This window comes from Delftia sp. WSY_16 (genome assembly GCF_043104415.1).
GTDB lineage: Bacteria > Pseudomonadota > Gammaproteobacteria > Burkholderiales > Burkholderiaceae_C > Comamonas > Comamonas tsuruhatensis.
This window is the reverse complement of the sequence record NZ_JBICKS010000006.1, coordinates 119788-136398: the sequence shown is the minus strand read 5'-3', so window position 1 is coordinate 136398 and position 16611 is coordinate 119788. Positions and strand designations below refer to the sequence as shown.

General features: G+C 66.6%; 13 protein-coding genes. 7 read left to right on the top strand and 6 right to left on the bottom strand.

The window, feature by feature from the left end; translation table 11 throughout:
- The first annotated feature begins 124 nt into the window (after positions 1 to 124).
- From ACF8O7_RS05440 to ACF8O7_RS05410, 7 genes are all read left to right on the top strand, one after another.
- Positions 125 to 733: a hypothetical protein gene (locus tag ACF8O7_RS05440; RefSeq protein ID WP_016448010.1), complete on the top strand. Its 609-nt coding sequence runs from the start codon at positions 125 to 127 to the stop codon at positions 731 to 733.
- Between the two features lie 46 nt (positions 734 to 779).
- Entirely contained in the window at positions 780 to 1280 is a 501-nt protein-coding gene (locus tag ACF8O7_RS05435; protein ID WP_016448009.1) for a TlpA disulfide reductase family protein, read from the top strand.
- 145 nt (positions 1281 to 1425) lie between these two features.
- A complete protein-coding gene (gene accB, locus ACF8O7_RS05430; RefSeq protein WP_016448008.1) occupies positions 1426 to 1890 on the top strand; it encodes an acetyl-CoA carboxylase biotin carboxyl carrier protein in 465 nt (154 codons plus the stop codon).
- Between the two features lie 132 nt (positions 1891 to 2022).
- Positions 2023 to 3387 carry an acetyl-CoA carboxylase biotin carboxylase subunit gene (gene accC, locus ACF8O7_RS05425; RefSeq protein ID WP_016448007.1) on the top strand — a complete coding sequence of 455 codons (1365 nt, stop codon included), beginning with the start codon at positions 2023 to 2025 and terminating at the stop codon, positions 3385 to 3387.
- A gap of 85 nt (positions 3388 to 3472) precedes the next feature.
- Positions 3473 to 4363 carry a 50S ribosomal protein L11 methyltransferase gene (prmA, locus tag ACF8O7_RS05420; protein WP_017404628.1) on the top strand — a complete coding sequence of 297 codons (891 nt, stop codon included), beginning with the start codon at positions 3473 to 3475 and terminating at the stop codon, positions 4361 to 4363.
- 75 nt (positions 4364 to 4438) lie between these two features.
- A complete protein-coding gene (locus ACF8O7_RS05415) occupies positions 4439 to 5785 on the top strand; it encodes a zinc-ribbon and DUF3426 domain-containing protein (RefSeq protein ID WP_151019271.1) in 1347 nt (448 codons plus the stop codon).
- A gap of 34 nt (positions 5786 to 5819) precedes the next feature.
- Positions 5820 to 6722, top strand: a complete 903-nt coding sequence (locus ACF8O7_RS05410) for a carbohydrate kinase family protein (protein ID WP_016448004.1) — start codon at positions 5820 to 5822, stop codon at positions 6720 to 6722.
- Between the two features lie 97 nt (positions 6723 to 6819).
- On the opposite strand, the gene ACF8O7_RS05405 is transcribed toward ACF8O7_RS05410, so the two are convergent.
- From ACF8O7_RS05405 to ACF8O7_RS05380, 6 genes are all read right to left on the bottom strand, one after another.
- Positions 6820 to 7779 carry a hypothetical protein gene (locus ACF8O7_RS05405; RefSeq protein ID WP_074922800.1) on the bottom strand — a complete coding sequence of 320 codons (960 nt, stop codon included), beginning with the start codon at positions 7777 to 7779 and terminating at the stop codon, positions 6820 to 6822.
- A gap of 177 nt (positions 7780 to 7956) precedes the next feature.
- Positions 7957 to 9051: a ribonucleotide-diphosphate reductase subunit beta gene (locus ACF8O7_RS05400; protein ID WP_016448002.1), complete on the bottom strand. Its 1095-nt coding sequence runs from the start codon at positions 9049 to 9051 to the stop codon at positions 7957 to 7959.
- Between the two features lie 206 nt (positions 9052 to 9257).
- Positions 9258 to 12176 (bottom strand): ribonucleoside-diphosphate reductase subunit alpha, encoded by a 2919-nt coding sequence (locus tag ACF8O7_RS05395; protein ID WP_310042485.1) that lies wholly within the window; start codon positions 12174 to 12176, stop codon positions 9258 to 9260.
- Positions 12177 to 12705: 529 nt separating this feature from the next.
- The gene (gene ampD, locus ACF8O7_RS05390) at positions 12706 to 13347 is read right to left on the bottom strand and encodes a 1,6-anhydro-N-acetylmuramyl-L-alanine amidase AmpD (RefSeq protein ID WP_126312447.1); all 642 of its coding nucleotides are present in this window, start codon (positions 13345 to 13347) and stop codon (positions 12706 to 12708) included.
- Positions 13334 to 14848, bottom strand: coding sequence for a sigma-54 dependent transcriptional regulator (locus ACF8O7_RS05385; RefSeq protein WP_017407447.1), 1515 nt, complete (start codon positions 14846 to 14848; stop codon positions 13334 to 13336). The genes ampD and ACF8O7_RS05385 overlap by 14 nt, the downstream gene beginning before the upstream one ends.
- Positions 14848 to 16611 carry a PAS domain-containing sensor histidine kinase gene (locus ACF8O7_RS05380; RefSeq protein ID WP_126312448.1) on the bottom strand — a complete coding sequence of 588 codons (1764 nt, stop codon included), beginning with the start codon at positions 16609 to 16611 and terminating at the stop codon, positions 14848 to 14850. The genes ACF8O7_RS05385 and ACF8O7_RS05380 overlap by 1 nt, the downstream gene beginning before the upstream one ends.

Below are 16611 nucleotides of genomic sequence, written 5' to 3'. Positions count from 1 at the left end.
GCTGGCGGGAACATGCAAAGCCCGTCAGCGGCCGGCGTTGCCGCGGCTTGGGTCACAATGGCCCGGGGCCATCCGCAGGGAAGGCCTCTTATATATATGTAGGGATACAGCGGATCGTAAAGCCATGGACCAAGCCACTGCCGAAATTGCCCAGACTGCGGCCCGCCTCGTGGTCGAGGAAGGTCTGGAATGGGGGCCTGCCAAGCACCGCGCTGTGCGCCAGCTGGGACTGCCCTCGCGCACTGCGCTGCCGGGCAATGACCTGGTGGAAGAGGCTGTGCGCGAATACATCGCCCTGTTCTGCGCCGACACCCAGCCCCAGGAACTGCAGGCCCTGCGCGAGCTGGCTCTGCAATGGATGGATCGCCTGGCCGAGTTCCGTCCCCACCTGGCCGGCGCCGTCTGGCGCGGCACGGCCACGCGCCTGTCCGATATTTATCTGCAACTGTTCTGCGACGACCCCAAATCGGCAGAGATCGCACTGATCAACCAGCATGTGAACTACGAACCCAGCACCGTGACGGGATTCACCGGCCAGAGCGTGGAGGCGCTGAGCATCCATGCCTTCTGCCGCCCGCTGAACGAGGATGTGGGTGTGCACCTGCTGGTCCATGATCTTGACGATCTGCGCGGCGCGCTCAAGCCCGATGGACAGGGGCGCAGCCCGCGTGGCAGCGCAGAGGCATTGCGCAAGCTGTTGAACCAGGACGAAGGGGAGGCCGACCGTGGCTGATTCCGTGGATGCAGGTCAAAACACATCTTCCCGCCGCCGCTGGCTGATGGGCGGCGTTGCCGCCGCTGCGGGACTGGGTGGCGCCGGATTGGCCTGGTGGCGATTTCAGCCCCATGCCATGGAGTCCAGCGCCGAAGAGCAGCTGTGGCAGCAGCGTTTCATCACGCCGGATGGCTCGGCCATGACGCTGTCGCGCTGGCGTGGCAAGCCGGTGCTGGTCAATTTCTGGGCCACCTGGTGCCCGCCGTGCGTGCGCGAACTGCCCATGCTGGATGCCTTCTCGGCACGCCAAGACCAGCATGGCATTCAGGTCATTGGCCTGGCCGTGGACAAGCCCGAGGCAGTGCAGCGCTTTCTGGGCCGCACACCCCTGCGTTTCCCCGTGGCGCTGGCGGTGGAAGGCGGTCTGGGCCTGACCCGCTCGCTCGGCAATCTGCAGGGCGGACTGCCCTTCACCGTGCTGCTCGGCGAGGATGGCCTGGTGCGGCAACGTAAAATAGGTGAGCTTACTACCGAAGATCTGGCTTCCTGGAGCGCAAAAGGCTGATTTCCGCAGCGACCGAGCCTGTGCAGGCTCAGGAAATCCCCCGAATTCCATGGCGACGTTGATGAAAAATATGCCTCAAAGCACGCAGAAGGGCGAAATTGGAGTAAATTCGCGCCCTATTTAGTTGTTAGCCGCTGGAGCTCCCATGGATTTGCGAAAACTCAAGACCCTCATTGATCTGGTGTCCGAATCGAACGTGTCGGAACTGGAGATCACCGAAGCAGAGGGCAAGGTCCGGATCGTCAAGAGCGAAGGCGCCGTGGTGCAGCACTACGTGGCTGCGCCCATGCAGGCTCCGATGGCTGCGCCCGTGGCAGCACCTGTGGCCGCTCCCGCAGCAGCGCCCGTGGCAGCCCCTGCCGAGGCAGCCGTCGCGGGACATGTGGTGAAGTCGCCCATGGTCGGCACCTTCTACCGCGCATCCAGCCCTGGCGGCAAGCCTTTCGTGGAAGTGGGCAACCAGGTCAAGGAAGGCGAGACCATCTGCATCATCGAAGCGATGAAGATTCTCAACGAGATCGAGGCCGACAAGAGCGGCACCATTACCCGCATCCTGGGTGAAAACGGCCAGGCCGTCGAGTACGGCCAGCCCCTGTTCGTGATCGAGTAACCTGCAGGCGAGCGATGCCGCAAGCGGCACGACGCCCTGGCGCGAACGCATGCCGCGGCGCGACAGAGCAATTGGCTCAACTGACGGCTTCGGCCTGCGTACCGCCGCAGGCACCAAGCCGCGAGGACCTTCATGTTTAAGAAAATTTTGGTTGCCAACCGGGGCGAGATCGCCCTGCGCATCCAGCGCGCCTGCCGTGAACTGGGCATCAAGGCGGTGATGGTGTATTCCGAGGCCGACCGTGACGCAAAGTACGTCAAGCTGGCCGACGAGGCCGTGTGCATCGGCCCCGCTCCTTCGCCGCTGAGCTACCTCAACATGCCGGCCATCATCTCGGCCGCCGAGGTGACCGACGCCGAGGCGATCCACCCTGGCTACGGCTTTCTCAGCGAGAACGCCGACTTTGCCGAGCGCGTGGAAAAGAGCGGCTTCACCTTCATCGGCCCCACGCCCGACAACATCCGCACCATGGGTGACAAGGTCTCGGCCAAGCAGGCCATGATCAAGGCGGGCGTGCCCTGCGTGCCGGGCTCGGACGGCGAACTGCCCGACGATCCGGTGCAGATCCGCCGCATCGCCAAGGCCGTGGGCTATCCGGTGATCATCAAGGCCGCAGGCGGCGGCGGTGGCCGTGGCATGCGCGTGGTGCATACCGAGGCGGCGCTGATCAATGCCGTGCAGATGACCAAGGCCGAGGCCGGTGCGGCCTTCGGCAATCCGGCCGTCTACATGGAGAAGTTCCTGCAGAACCCGCGCCATGTGGAAATCCAGATCCTGGCCGACAACCATCGCAATGCCGTCTACCTGGGCGAGCGCGACTGCTCCATGCAGCGCCGCCACCAGAAGGTCATCGAGGAAGCGCCGGCTCCCGGCATTCCCCGTCGCCTGGTCGAGAAGATCGGCGAGCGCTGCGCTGCAGCCTGCAAGAAGCTGGGCTACCGTGGCGCAGGCACCTTCGAGTTCCTCTACGAAAACGGCGAGTTCTACTTCATCGAGATGAACACGCGCGTGCAGGTGGAGCATCCGGTGACGGAACTGATCACGGGCGTGGACATCGTTCGCACCCAGATCATGGTGGCCGCAGGCGAGAAGCTGCCTTTCACGCAGCGCCAGATCAATGCCCAGCTCAAGGGCCATGCGATCGAATGCCGCGTGAATGCCGAGGACCCCTACAACTTCATGCCTTCGCCAGGCCGCATCACCATGTGGCATGCGCCCGGTGGCCCGGGCGTGCGCGTGGACTCGCACGTCTACAACAACTACTTCGTGCCGCCGAACTACGACTCCATGATCGGCAAGATCATCGTTCACGGCGACACGCGCGAGCAGGCGCTGGCACGCATGCGCACTGCGCTGCTGGAGACCGTGGTCGAAGGCATCAAGACCAACATCCCGCTGCACCAGGACCTGATGGTGGACGCCAAGTTCATGGAAGGCGGCACCAACATCCACTATCTGGAAGAGTGGCTGGCGCACCGCAACGCCAACAAGCGTTGAGCGGGTCACCCGATCGACCATGCATGCTGGCCCCCGGCGACGGCGGCCGGCATTTTTCATTGATTGCTTAGAAAAGGATGGGCCCATGTTCGAGTTGAGTCTGCTGTGCCCGGAAGACCGGGTCGAAACCATCAGCGATGCACTGGATGCGCTGGACGCCCTGAGCGTATCGGTCGAGGACGCCGACGCGCAGACCGAGGCCGAGCAGGCCCTGTTCGGCGAGCCCGGCATGCCGCCACCCAAGGACGGCTGGCAGCGCAGCCGCCTGGTGGCGCTGTTCCCCACGCAGCAAGCGGCCGAAGAGGCACGTGATCTGCTGCTGCCCCAGGACTTCTTCGAGGGCTGCAGCATCATCGCCGTCAAGCAGGTGCCCGAGCAGGACTGGGTGCGCCTGACGCAGTCGCAGTTCGCCCCCGTGGACATCACCCCCGAATTCTGGATTGTTCCCACCTGGCACGAACTGCCGCCGCAGGCGCGCGTGAGCATCCGCCTGGACCCGGGCCTGGCCTTCGGCACGGGTACGCACCCGACCACGCGCATGTGCCTGCGCTGGATCGCACGCCAGCCCGAGGGCAGCCTGGGGCGCACGCTGGACTACGGCTGCGGCTCCGGCATCCTGGCCATCGGTGCGGCCAAGTTCGGTGCCACCGACATCGACGCGGTGGACATCGACCCGGCTGCCGTGGAGTCCACGCGCTACAACGCCGATGCCAACGCCGTGCAGTTGAAGGCCGGCCTGCCCGATGCCGTGACGGGTGAATACCGCACCGTGCTGGCCAACATCCTGGCCACGCCGCTCAAGGTGCTGGCGCCGCTGCTGTGCGCCCGCGTGGCGGAGGGTGGAAGCCTGGTGCTGGCCGGCATCCTGGAGCGCCAGGCCGACGAACTCAAGCAGGCCTACGCGCCGTACCTGGCACTCGAAGTCGCCGACAGCGAAGATGGCTGGATCCTGATGACCGCGCGCCGCGCGGCCTGATTTGCGCCACGAGTCCCTGCGCGGCTGCCGCCTTCATGGCGCGTGCCGCGAGCAGCTGCCTACAATCGATCGCTGATGAGCCAAGTCACCCGCTGTCCTGCCTGTGGAACCCGCTTCAAAGTGGTGGCCGACCAGCTGCGAATTTCGCAGGGGTGGGTGCGCTGCGGCGTCTGCCATGAAGTGTTCGATGCCTCCGAGGATCTGCAGCCCCTGCCGGCCACGCCTGCGCATGCCGCCGGCAATCCCGTGGCGGGCGGGGCATCGCTCGATGGGCCGGAATTCGAGGACGATGACATCCGCGAATTCCGGGAGTCCATGTGGCTGCCGACGGCGCCCGTGGGGCTGCCGGGGCGGGGTGCTCCGGCACCGGCTGCAGCCACGGCAACTGGTGCAAGCACGGCGCCTGCTGCCAGGGTCGAGCCTTCGCCTGCCGTGCCGCCTGCCGAAGCTGCGGCTCCGCAGGCGCCCGCGTCCACGTCCACGTCCACGGCACCGCCTGCGCAGACCCCTTCGGCTTTTGGCGCCGACGATCCGGGCCGCGAGCTGCCTGGCGCGTCGCTGGTGGACGAGATCCTGGCGGCGTCCGTGGCTGCACCAGCGGCGCAGTCCCAGCCTGACGCGCGGCATGGGCCGGCGGTGGCGTCCCCGCCCGGCCTGGAGCCCGAACCCGAGCCTGAACCCCAGCCCGAGCCTGAACACAAGCCTGTTTCCGCGCCATCGCCGCACAAGGTGGATGGTGCCGTGCCGTCCCAGAAAGCCGATGCGCCTTCGCTGTCCGTCCCGACGGGCCTGGTCCGTGAATCGGAGCGGCAGGCGCAGGTATCCGTGCCTTCGCCGGAGTTCTCCCGCTGGCCCGACAGCGACGGCGAGGGTGGCAGCGACGACCAGCCTGCGCTGCCCGAGGCCGAGCCCGGCTTTGTGCGTCAGGCGCGGCGCAAGGCCTTCTGGCGCCGGCCTGCCGTACGCGTGGCCCTTGTGCTGGGCTGCCTGCTGGGCGCGGGCGCTTTGGCAGGCCAGGTGATGTGGGGCCAGCGCGATGCGCTGGCCGTGCAGCATCCTTCGCTGGCGCCCACGCTGCAGACCCTGTGCGCCATGGCGGGCTGCGAGCTGCAGCCGCGCCGACAGATCGGCGATGTGGTGATCGGCAGTTCGGGTTTTCGGCAGCTGCCGCGCAACGGCCAGTACCAATGGAGCCTGACCCTGGAGAACCGTTCCGACTTCCCCGTGGCCATGCCCGCTGTCGAACTCACGCTCACCGATGCGCAGGACAAGCTGCTGCTGCGGCGCGTGATCCGGCTCGACCAGTTCGGTGCCCCGGCGCAGATCGAGGGCCATGGCGAATGGAGCGTGACCGCCCCGGTCGAAGTGCAGGGCCTGGAGTCCGCCGTTGCCGGTTACCGCGCCCTGGTTTTTTATCCCTGATTCCCCTGACTCTTCAAGAAAGCCGAGACACACCATGGCCGCTCTCATCTGCGGATCGCTTGCGTTCGACAACATCATGACCTTCGACGGAAGGTTTGCCGACCAGATCCTGCCTGACCAGTTGCACATCCTCAATGTGTCCTTCCTGGTGCCCACGCTGCGCCGCGATTTCGGCGGGTGCGCCGGCAACATCGCCTATGCGCTGAGGCTGCTGGGGGGCGATGCCTGGCCCATGGCCATGGTGGGCAGTGACGGTGCCGACTATGTGCAGCGTCTGCAGGAGCTGGGCGTGCACACGGCGCACATCGGCCAGTTGCAGGACACGCACACGGCCCAGTGCATGATCATGACCGACCGCGACAACAACCAGATCACGGCCTTCCACCCGGGCGCCATGATGCAGGCCCACGGCAACCGCATCACGCCCGAACTCAGGGAGCAGGTGCGCGTGGGCATCATCGCTCCCGATGGCCGCGAGGCCATGATCGAGCATGCCCAGCAGTTCAAGGCTGCAGGCATTCCCTTCGTCTTCGATCCGGGCCAGGGCCTGCCCATGTTCGACGGGCAGGATCTGCGCCGCTTCATCGAGCAGGCCGACTGGGTGGCCGTGAACGACTATGAAGCCCGCATGCTCAGCGAGCGCACGGGCTGGAGCCTGGAGCAGATTTCAGGGCAGGTGCAGGGCCTGGTGGTGACGCTGGGCGCGCAAGGCTGCGAGGTCTGGGTGCAAGGCACCAAGACCCCGGTGGCGCCTGTGCAGCCCGCTGCCGTGGTTGACCCCACGGGCTGTGGCGACGCGTGGCGTGGCGCCCTGCTTTTCGGCCTGGAGCGTGGCTGGGATCTGGTGCGTTGTGCAGAACTGGGCAACCGCCTGGGTGCGCTCAAGATTGCCAGCCGCGGCCCGCAGAACTACGTGCTGGACTTCGCCAAGCCCTGATGCGGTGATCGCCGGGTGGCGGTACAGCCGCCATCGTCGCAATGAAAAAAGCCCGACTCGAAAGAGCCGGGCTTTTTGCTTTGAGACCGGAGAAGTCTCAGGGCTTGCTGCCTGTGGGGAAGGGCCATGCGGCTTGGGGTGCCAGGCGGGTTTGCGCGATGGGCGCGGGTGCGGCAGCGGGAGCTGCAGGCGCGGCAGCGGCGGGAGCTGCTGCGGCCTTCTTGGGAGCAGCGGCCTTCTTCGGCGCTGCAGCCTTCTTGGCGGGAGCGGCAGGAGCTGCTGCAGCCTTGGCGGGTGCTGCTGCGGGCTTGGCAGCCGGTGCAGCGGCGGGCTTCTTGGCCGCAGGAGCTGCAGCCTTCTTGGCGGGAGCTGCGGCCTTCTTGGCGGCAGGAGCAGCAGCCTTCTTGGCAGGCGCGGCAGCCTTCTTTGCAGCAGGAGCAGCAGCCTTCTTGGCGGGCGCTGCGGCCTTCTTGGCAGCAGGCGCAGCAGCCTTCTTGGCAGGAGCTGCGGCCTTCTTGGCAGCAGGAGCAGCAGCCTTCTTGGCGGGAGCAGCGGCCTTCTTGGCAGCAGGAGCAGCAGCCTTCTTGGCAGGAGCGGCGGCCTTCTTTGCAGCAGGCGCAGCGGCCTTCTTGGCGGGAGCGGCGGCCTTCTTGGCAGCAGGAGCAGCAGCCTTCTTGGCGGGAGCAGCGGCCTTCTTTGCAGCAGGAGCAGCAGCCTTCTTGGCGGGAGCAGCGGCCTTCTTTGCAGCAGGCGCAGCAGCCTTCTTGGCAGGAGCGGCGGCCTTCTTGGCAGCAGGAGCAGCAGCCTTCTTGGCGGGAGCAGCGGCCTTCTTCGCAGCAGGCGCAGCAGCCTTCTTTGCAGCAGGAGCCGCAGCCTTCTTGGCGGGAGCGGCAGCCTTCTTTGCAGCAGGAGCCGCAGCCTTCTTGGCGGGCGCTGCCTTGGCAGTAGTGGCCGTGGCTTTCTTCACGGCTTCAGCCTTGGGGGCGGCCGCCTTTTTGGCGGTGGTCTTCTTGTCGGTGGGGGCCTTGGTAGAGGCCGTCTTCTTCGCAGTTGCCATCATCTTCTCCTTCGTTGATTTGCACAAAACACTTCGGGGTACGGGGCTCCGAAGCGATTCAATGCGATGTGGAGTGACGCATCGCAATGAACACGGAGACGCCCCACGCCGCAACACCATCGGTATTGCAAAAGCGTGAAGCGCGTCATGGTTCGCATTGTGCCTGCAGAGAAGCGATTAATCCCAGGAAAGTGCGCCTCCGGTTTGATACTCGATGACGCGTGTCTCAAAGAAGTTACGTTCCTTCTTCAAATCGATCATCTCGCTCATCCAGGGGAACGGGTTTTCCTCGTTGGGGAACAGGGCCTCCAGGCCGATCTGCGTGGCGCGGCGGTTGGCGATGTAGCGCAGGTAGCCCTTGAACATCGATGCGTTCATGCCCAGCACGCCGCGCGGCATGGTGTCCTCTGCGTAGCGGTATTCCAGCTCGACGGCCTTGACGAAAAGCGCCGTGATTTCTTCCTTGAATTCGGGTGTCCACAGCTGCGGATTTTCGAGCTTGAGCTGGTTGATCAGGTCGATGCCGAAGTTGCAGTGCATGGACTCGTCGCGCAGGATGTACTGGTACTGCTCGGCAGCGCCGGTCATCTTGTTCTGACGCCCCAGGGCCAGGATCTGCGTGAAGCCCACGTAGAAGAACAGGCCCTCCATCAGGCAGGCGAAAACGATGAGCGACTTCAGCAGCGTCTGGTCGGTCTCGAAGGTGCCGGTCTTGAAGCTGGGGTCCATGATCGCCTCGATGAAGGGGATCAGGAATTCGTCCTTGTCGCGGATGGAGGGAACCTCGAGATAGGCGTTGAAGATCTCGCCTTCATCCAGGCCCAGCGACTCCACGATGTACTGGTAGGCGTGGGTGTGGATGGCTTCCTCGAAGGCCTGGCGCAGCAGGAACTGGCGGCACTCGGGTGCGGTGATGTGGCGGTAGGTGCCCAGCACGATGTTGTTGGCAGCCAGCGAGTCGGCCGTCACGAAGAAGCCCAGGTTGCGCTTGACGATGCGGCGCTCGTCCTCGGTCAGGCCGTTGGGGTCCTTCCACAGGGCGATGTCGCGGTTCATGTTCACTTCCTGCGGCATCCAGTGGTTGGCGCAGGTGGCCAGGTACTTTTCCCAGGCCCACTTGTACTTGAAGGGCACCAGCTGGTTTACGTCGGTCTTGGCGTTGATGATTCGCTTGTCGGCGGCGTTGACGCGCTGGTGTGTGCCGGTGGCGGGGGCAGCTCCTGCGCCGGTCGGCGTGTTCGAGAGGGTGGCGTCGTCGTCAAAGGTCAGCATTGCAATTTTCTCCGGCATGCCCTGAGGCATATGTTCAGTTCATTCGGTGCGAAAGAGGCCTCTCTTTCTGCTCCGGTCAATGTAGGACCATGGGTGGCCTGGCATGTTGAGCAGGCCCAAGGTCCATGGCGAAGATCCTGCGCATGGCGCTGGCTGGCGGGCAGGGCGCGGGGCCTGCGCCGTGGCGAGGCCCCGCGCTGCGCGGCTTACTGGCAGGCTTCGCAGCCGGGATCGTCGATGGCGCAGAACTTGATGTCCGTCGCCGGGGCCTGGGCGCGTGCGGCGGCTGCCGCGGCTTCCAGGGCGCTGGAGGTGCTCACGGCAGCGGGCTGGGCGGCAGCCGTGGGCACTGCGTTGAGCACGCGGCTTTGCACCGTGGACTTCTCGATGTTGGTGGCGCTGGTGGTGCGCAGGTAGTAGGTGGTCTTCAGGCCACGCAGCCAGGCCAGCTTGTAGGTGTCGTCCAGCTTCTTGCCCGAGGCGCCGGCCATGTAGATGTTCAGGCTCTGGGCCTGGTCGATCCACTTCTGGCGGCGTGCAGCGGCCTCGACCAGCCAGGTGGGCTCGACCTCGAAGGCGGTGGCGTACAGGTTCTTGACGTCCTGGGGCACGCGGTCGATGGGGCGCAGCGAGCCGTCGAAATGCTTGAGGTCCATGACCATCACGTCGTCCCACAGGCCCAGGCGCTTCAGGTCGCGCACCAGGTACTGGTTGATGACGGTGAACTCGCCGGACAGGTTGGACTTGACCGACAGGTTGCCGAACGAAGGCTCGATGGAGGCATCGACGCCGACGATGTTGGAGATGGTCGCCGTGGGGGCGATGGCCACGCAGTTGGAGTTGCGCATGCCGTGCTGGCCGATCTTGGCGCGCAGCGCATCCCAGTCCAGGCGCGAGGAACGGTCCACTTCCACGTAGCCGCCGCGGGCCTTCTCCAGCAGGTTCAGCGTGTCCAGCGGCAGGATGCCCTGGTCCCACAGCGAGCCCTTGTAGCTGGAGTACTGGCCGCGTTCCCTGGCCAGTTCGGTGGAGGCCCAGTAGGCGTAGTAGCAGATGGCTTCCATCGACTGGTCGGCGAACTCGACGGCCGCGTCGCTGGCGTAGGCGATGCGCATTTCATAGAGCGCATCCTGGAAGCCCATCAGGCCCAGGCCCACGGGGCGATGGCGCAGGTTGGAGTCCTTGGCCTTCTGCACGGCGTAGTAGTTGATGTCGATCACGTTGTCCAGCATGCGCATGGCCGTGGTGATGGTCTTGCGCAGCTTGCCGTGGTCGATGGCGCCGTTGGTGATGTGGCGCGCCAGGTTGACCGAGCCCAGGTTGCAGACGGCGGTCTCGGTGTCGCTGGTGTTCAGCGTGATCTCGGTGCACAGGTTGGACGAGTGCACCACGCCGGCGTGCTGCTGGGGCGAGCGCACGTTGCAGGGGTCCTTGAAGGTGACCCAGGGGTGGCCGGTCTCGAACAGCATGGACAGCATCTTGCGCCACAGGTCCACGGCCGGGATGCGCTTGAACAGCTTGAGCTCGCCGGTTTCGGCCTTGGTTTCGTAGGCCGTGTAGGCGCGCTCGAAGGCTGCGCCGAAGAGGTCGTGCAGGTCGCCGACATCGGAGGGCGAGAACAGGGTCCACTGGCCCTTTTCCATGACGCGCTTCATGAACAGGTCGGGAATCCAGTTCGCCGTGTTCATGTCGTGCGTGCGGCGGCGGTCGTCACCCGTGTTCTTGCGCAGCTCGAGGAATTCCTCGATGTCCAGGTGCCAGGTCTCCAGGTACGTGCAGACGGCGCCCTTGCGCTTGCCGCCCTGGTTCACGGCCACGGCCGTGTCGTTGACCACCTTGAGGAAGGGCACCACGCCCTGCGACTCGCCGTTCGTGCCCTTGATGCGCGAACCCAGGGCGCGCACGCGCGTCCAGTCGTTGCCCAGGCCGCCGGCGAACTTGGACAGGAGGGCGTTTTCCTTGATCGACTCATAGATGCCGTCCAGATCGTCGGGCACCGTGGTCAGGTAGCACGAAGACAGCTGCGAGCGCAGCGTGCCGCTGTTGAACAGCGTGGGCGTGCTGCTCATGAAGTCGAAGGAAGACAGCAGTTCGTAGAACTCGATAGCGCGCGCGTTGCGGTCCTCTTCCTGCAGCGCCAGGCCCATGGCCACGCGCATGAAGAAGGACTGGGGCAGCTCGATGCGCGTCTTGCGCACGTGCAGGAAGTAGCGGTCATACAGGGTCTGCAGGCCCAGGTAGTCGAACTGCTGGTCGCGTTCGGCCTTGAGGGCGGCAGCCAGGCGGGGCAGGTCGTAGTTCAGCAGCTCGGGGTTGAGCAGCTCGTTGTCCACGCCCTTCTGGATGAAGCCGGGGAAGTAGGCGGCGTAGGCCGACTGGATGTCGGCAGGCTGCACGTCGTGGCCCATGACCTCGCGCACGATGGTGTGCAGCAGCAGGCGGGCGGTGACGTAGGTGTAGTCGGGGTCCTTTTCGATCAGCGTGCGCGCGGCCAGGATGGAGGCCTTGAAGACTTCTTCGATCGGCACGCCGTCGTACAGGTTGCGCAGCGTCTCGGCAACGATGGGCGCGGCCTGGATGTCGGCATTGAGGTTGCGGCAGGAGGCCTCGATCAAGGCCAGCAGGCGGGCCTGGTCCAGAGGAACGCGCTGGCCGTTGTCGGTCACATGCAGCACGGGGGCGGGCGCGGCCGCAGCGGCGGCAGCGGCCTCGGCGGCCTTCTTCTGCTCGGCACGTTCCTGGTTGCGGCGGTCGCGGTACAGCACATAGGCGCGCGCCACGTCGTGGTGGCCGCCGCGCATCAGGCCCAGCTCGACCTGGTCCTGCACGTCTTCAATATGGAAGGTGCCGCCGCCCGGACGCGAGCGCAGCAGGGCGCGCACCACGGCCTGGGTGAGCTCGTCCACGGTCTCGCGCACGCTGGCGGAGGCAGCGCCCTGGGCGCCGCGCACGGCCAGGAAGGCCTTGGTCAGCGCGACGGCGATCTTTTGCGGGGTGAAGGGCACCACGTCGCCGCTGCGGCGGATGATCTGGTAGCCGTCCTGCACGGACAGGTGATGGGCGGAGGAAGGATTGGCAGCATCACCGTGCGCAGCGGGAGCCAAAGAATTCAGTGCTTCTTGCATGAGTTTCCTCAACGGGTGTTTGTGGATAGAACGGACGCGGACCTGCACTGGGGGCAGGCTTGCTGGGAGATGGAATCGATGGCCGGATGTGCACACCGTTTTCACAGGGTGTGCACAGCTTGTGAACACTAGATATGGTGTCCGGCGTGCTCTCAGGCACTACCTGTAGTGTATCGCCGTCTCATGTACACGGGGTACTCACGGCCGGAAAACCGCTGTTTGCGCTGCGCCAAAACAGTGCCCAGCATGCAAGCCCATAGCAGCAGATCACCGCTGCGCGGTGGCTGGCGGGCGATGGCCTGTCGCAAGCCGCTACAGCCTTGCCGCTGCGCCGGTCGGACCGCCGAAAGCCCCATGAACAGTGGGGCTGCGACACATGCGTGAATTTGTAAAAAAAGATCAGGCCGGCACGGCGTGCGCCTGCGCGCCACATGGGTTGCTTTCTGGATTGACAGCGCACTTTTCCTGGGCCTGTGGACAAGCCGGCCTGCGTGCAAGGCCTGGCGCAGTCCGGCAGGAGGGTGTGTGCTTACGTGGAGGGCTGGCCGGCGCGGGGCGGCAGCTGCCAGTTCGCCGTGGCCTGGTGACGGGACAGCAGCCCGCGCAGCCGGGGCCAGTCGAAGCCGGGGCCGGGATCGCGTTTGCGGCCGGGCGCAATGTGCTCATGGCCTGCGAGATGGGCGACGGGGTAGCGTGCGGCGATGGCTTCGCACAGGTTCTCCAGGGCCGCATATTGCGCCGGCTCGAACGGCAGTCCCTCCAGGCCCTCCAGCTCTATGCCGATGGAGTCGTCGTTGCAGCGGTCCTTGCCGCGCCAGCTGGAGGCGCCCGCATGCCAGGCGCGCGCGTCACAGTCCACAAATTGCCAGACCTCGCCCAGGCGCGTGACGAAGAAATGGGCCGACACCTCCAGGCCGCGTATGCCCTGGTAGTAAGGATGGGCGTCCCAGTCGAGCTGGTTGGTGAACAGTTGCTGGACCGCCCCCGTACCGTACTCGCCGGGGGGCAGGCTGATGGAGTGCACGACGACCAGATCGACCAGGGCCTGGGCCGGGCGCTCGCCGAAGTTGGGCGAGGGCAGGTGGCGTGCCTGTTGCAGCCAGCCGCCTTGCCAGGTCCAGGCCGGGCCCATGGTCGTGGTGGCTGGTGCCTGCCGATCAGGCTTCGCCATGGCCGCCTCCGTCCGCCTCGGCGCTGGCGTCGCCGGGCAGGGCGATGTTCAGCCGGTCGATGCGGTAGCGGATCTGGCGCAGGCTCAGCCCCAGGCGCGCGGCCGTGGCCGTGCGGTTGAAGCCGTTTTCCTGCAGTGCCTGCACCAGGATGCCGCGCTCGCGCTCGTCCAGCCAGGCCTGCAGGTCGCGGGGCAGCTCCATGTCGGCAGGCTCCGGCGGCGGTGCGGCGCCGTCGTGCGCCTGGGTCTGCGTCGATGCGGGTGGAGCCGGCGGAGTGCCGCAGGGCAGCTGCATCTCGGGGTCTATGCGCAGCGGCCCTTCCTCGCCCAGCGTGATGGCGCGGTGCAGCAGGTTCTCCAGTTCACGCACATTGCCGGGCAGGGGCAGGCGGGCGATCTGCTCCAGGGAACGCTCGTCGATCTCGGGCATGGGCAGGCCCGACTCCTGCGACAGCCGTGCCAGCAATGCACGGCACAGCGCGGGCAGGTCCTCGCGGCGCTCGCGCAGCGGCGGAAGAAGTACTTCGATGACGTTGAGGCGGTAGTACAGGTCCTGGCGAAAACGTCCTGCCTGCACGTCGGCGGCCAGGTCGCGGTGGGTGGCGCTGACGATGCGCACGTCGGCTGCTTCCTCCTGCGCCGAGCCCAGGGGGCGCACGCGGCGTTCCTGGATGGCGCGCAGCAGCTTGGCCTGCATGGGCAGCGGCAGGTCGCCGATTTCGTCGAGGAACAGGGTGCCGCCGCGTGCCGCCTGGAAATAGCCGTCGCGGTCCTGGGTGGCTCCGGTATAGGAGCCCTTGCGGGCGCCGAAGAACTCGGCCTCCAGCAGGTTTTCGGGGATGGCGCCGCAGTTCACGGCCACCATGGGGCCGTGGGCGCGCTGGCTGCAGGCGTGCAGGGCGCGCGCCACCAGCTCCTTGCCCGTGCCCGACTCGCCGTGCACCAGCACCGGCGCCATGCCGCGCGCCACCTTGGCAATGCGCTGCTTGACGGCCTGCATGGCGGGCGACTCCCCAACCATGGCGTCGAGCGCCCCGCCGCCGCTGAGCACGGGGCTTGCGGCCGACGCCGCCGAGGGGCTGCGCGCCGGCATCACGCCGGGGGGCGGCACGCCGCCCACGCCCTGGGCGGCCGAGGCCACGACCAGGCGGAACTGCTTGAGGTCCACGGGCTTGGTCAGATAGTCGAAGGCGCCCGAGCGCAGGGCTTCGACGGCATTTTCGGCCGAACCGTAGGCGGTCATGACCACGCAGCGTTCTCGCCGCTGCTGGTTGCGCAGGTCCTGCAGCAGCTCCATTCCCATGCCGTCGGGCAGGCGCATGTCGGTGATGACCACGTCGAAGCGCTGGGTCTGCAGCTGTTCGCGCGCCTCGCCCACGCTGGCGGCGGTTTCCACGCGGTAGCCTTCGCGCAGCAGGGTCAGTTCATAGAGGGTGCGCAGATCCGGCTCGTCGTCCACGACAAGAATCGATGCGGCAGCGGGCAGGGAGTTCAAGGGCATCACACCACAATCTGGTCAAACAGGGAGGCCGGCAGAGCCGATGCGGCGCCGGCGCGGAACACGATGCTGAAGGCATTGCCCTCGACAGGGCCGTGCGGCGCGGGCCGCGACAGCCGCTGGTAGCTGATGCCTGCATCGTAGCGCTGGCACAGCTCGCGGCAGATGTACAGGCCCAGGCCGCTGGAGCGGCTTTCCGACGAGAAGAAGGGCTCGAACAGATGGCGCTGCACCGTGGGCTCCAGTGCGGCGCCGTCGCTCCAGACCTGCAGCCAGATCTGGCCTGCGGCCGGCGCGCCGGTCAGCACCTGCAGCGTATGCGGCTGCTGGGCGTTGCTGCGGTAGCGCTGGGCGTTGTCCAGCAGGTTCACCAGGATGCGGCGCAGGTGCTCGCCGTCGAACACCACGGTCCTTGCGCGCGCGTCCAGCAGCAGCTGGACGCTGCGCGCAGGCTGGCCCTGGGCCTGCCACTCCTGGCAGGCCTGGGCCACATGCTGGTCCAGGTCCAGCAGGCCGGCGTGGGCCTCGCCAATGTGCTGCTGGGCCCGCGCGATGTTGAGCACGTCCTCGACGGTGCGCGCCAGCCGCTCGGCGTTCTGGCCCACGATGCGGCACAGCTGCTGCTGGGCCGGGTTCTGCGCCAGATCTTCTGCCAGCAGGGCGTTGGCCTGGGTGATGGCGGCCAGCGGATTGCGGATCTCATGGGCCACTGCGGCGGACATGCGGCCCATGGAGGCCAGCTTTTCCGTGCGCAGCCGCGCCTCCAATTCGCGCAGGTCGTGCAGAAAGACCACGCACAGCTGCTGCAGCAGCGCGGGCTCGGCGGCATCGGTGGCGTCGGACGGGGTGGCGACCTCGGTCAGCCAGGTGCGCAGATGCAGTCCCGTCATGCCTTCCTGGCCGATGGACTGCAGATGGATGGCGGCCGATATCGGCAGGTTCTGGGCAAAGCTCTGGGCCACGGCATCCTGCAGCCGCTGCCAGCCGGCGTGTTCCTTGAGGGCGAAGGGCAGGGCATGCGCGTCGGCCAGTCCCAGCAGGTGCAGCGCGGCCGGGTTGGCCTGCTGCACGCGGAATTGGGGATCAACCACCAGCACGCCTTCGCCCAGGTGGCGGATCACCAGGGCATTGACCTGCTCCTGGGCCTGGGCCTTGCGGCTGCTGTGCTGTGCCAGGTGCCGCTCGCGCCGCACGCGGCGCGCCAGCTCGTGCGTCAGATAGGCCACGGCGAAATAGCCTGCGCAGGCAAAGCTGGCCTGGTAGTAGGCCTGGGTACTTTCTATGCGGCCCGCCAGGTCCTGCCATGCGACCCAGCCCAGGGTCAACAGCGTGACGCTGGCCGTGGTGGCCAGCGCCAGCGTCAGATTGCCCAGCACGGCCGAAATCAGGATGGGGATGGCCAGCAGGGCCGAGTAGTTGAGCGGGCCTGTCTGCAACACCTGCAGCAGGCAGATGGCCGCGATGTCCACGCCGATCACGGGCAGCCAGTGCACGCCGGCGCGGGCAGAGGGCGGCTGCTCGCGTGCGGTCAGCCGCACCAGCAGCGTCAGCCCCAGGTAGCCCAGGCAGACCAGCCAGACCAGGGGATTGCCGCCGGGCTGCACGCTGAGCAGCGCCAACTGCAGCAGCAGCAGCGCGGTGGCGATGAGAACGCGGCCCGTCAGAAATCCCTGCCACAGCCGGACGAAGGGGGCGTTGGCGTCGTGCGGCGACTGCGCCGTGGCCTCGTCGATGGTGGGCGGCGGGGAGCGGGCGGCGTCCTGCAT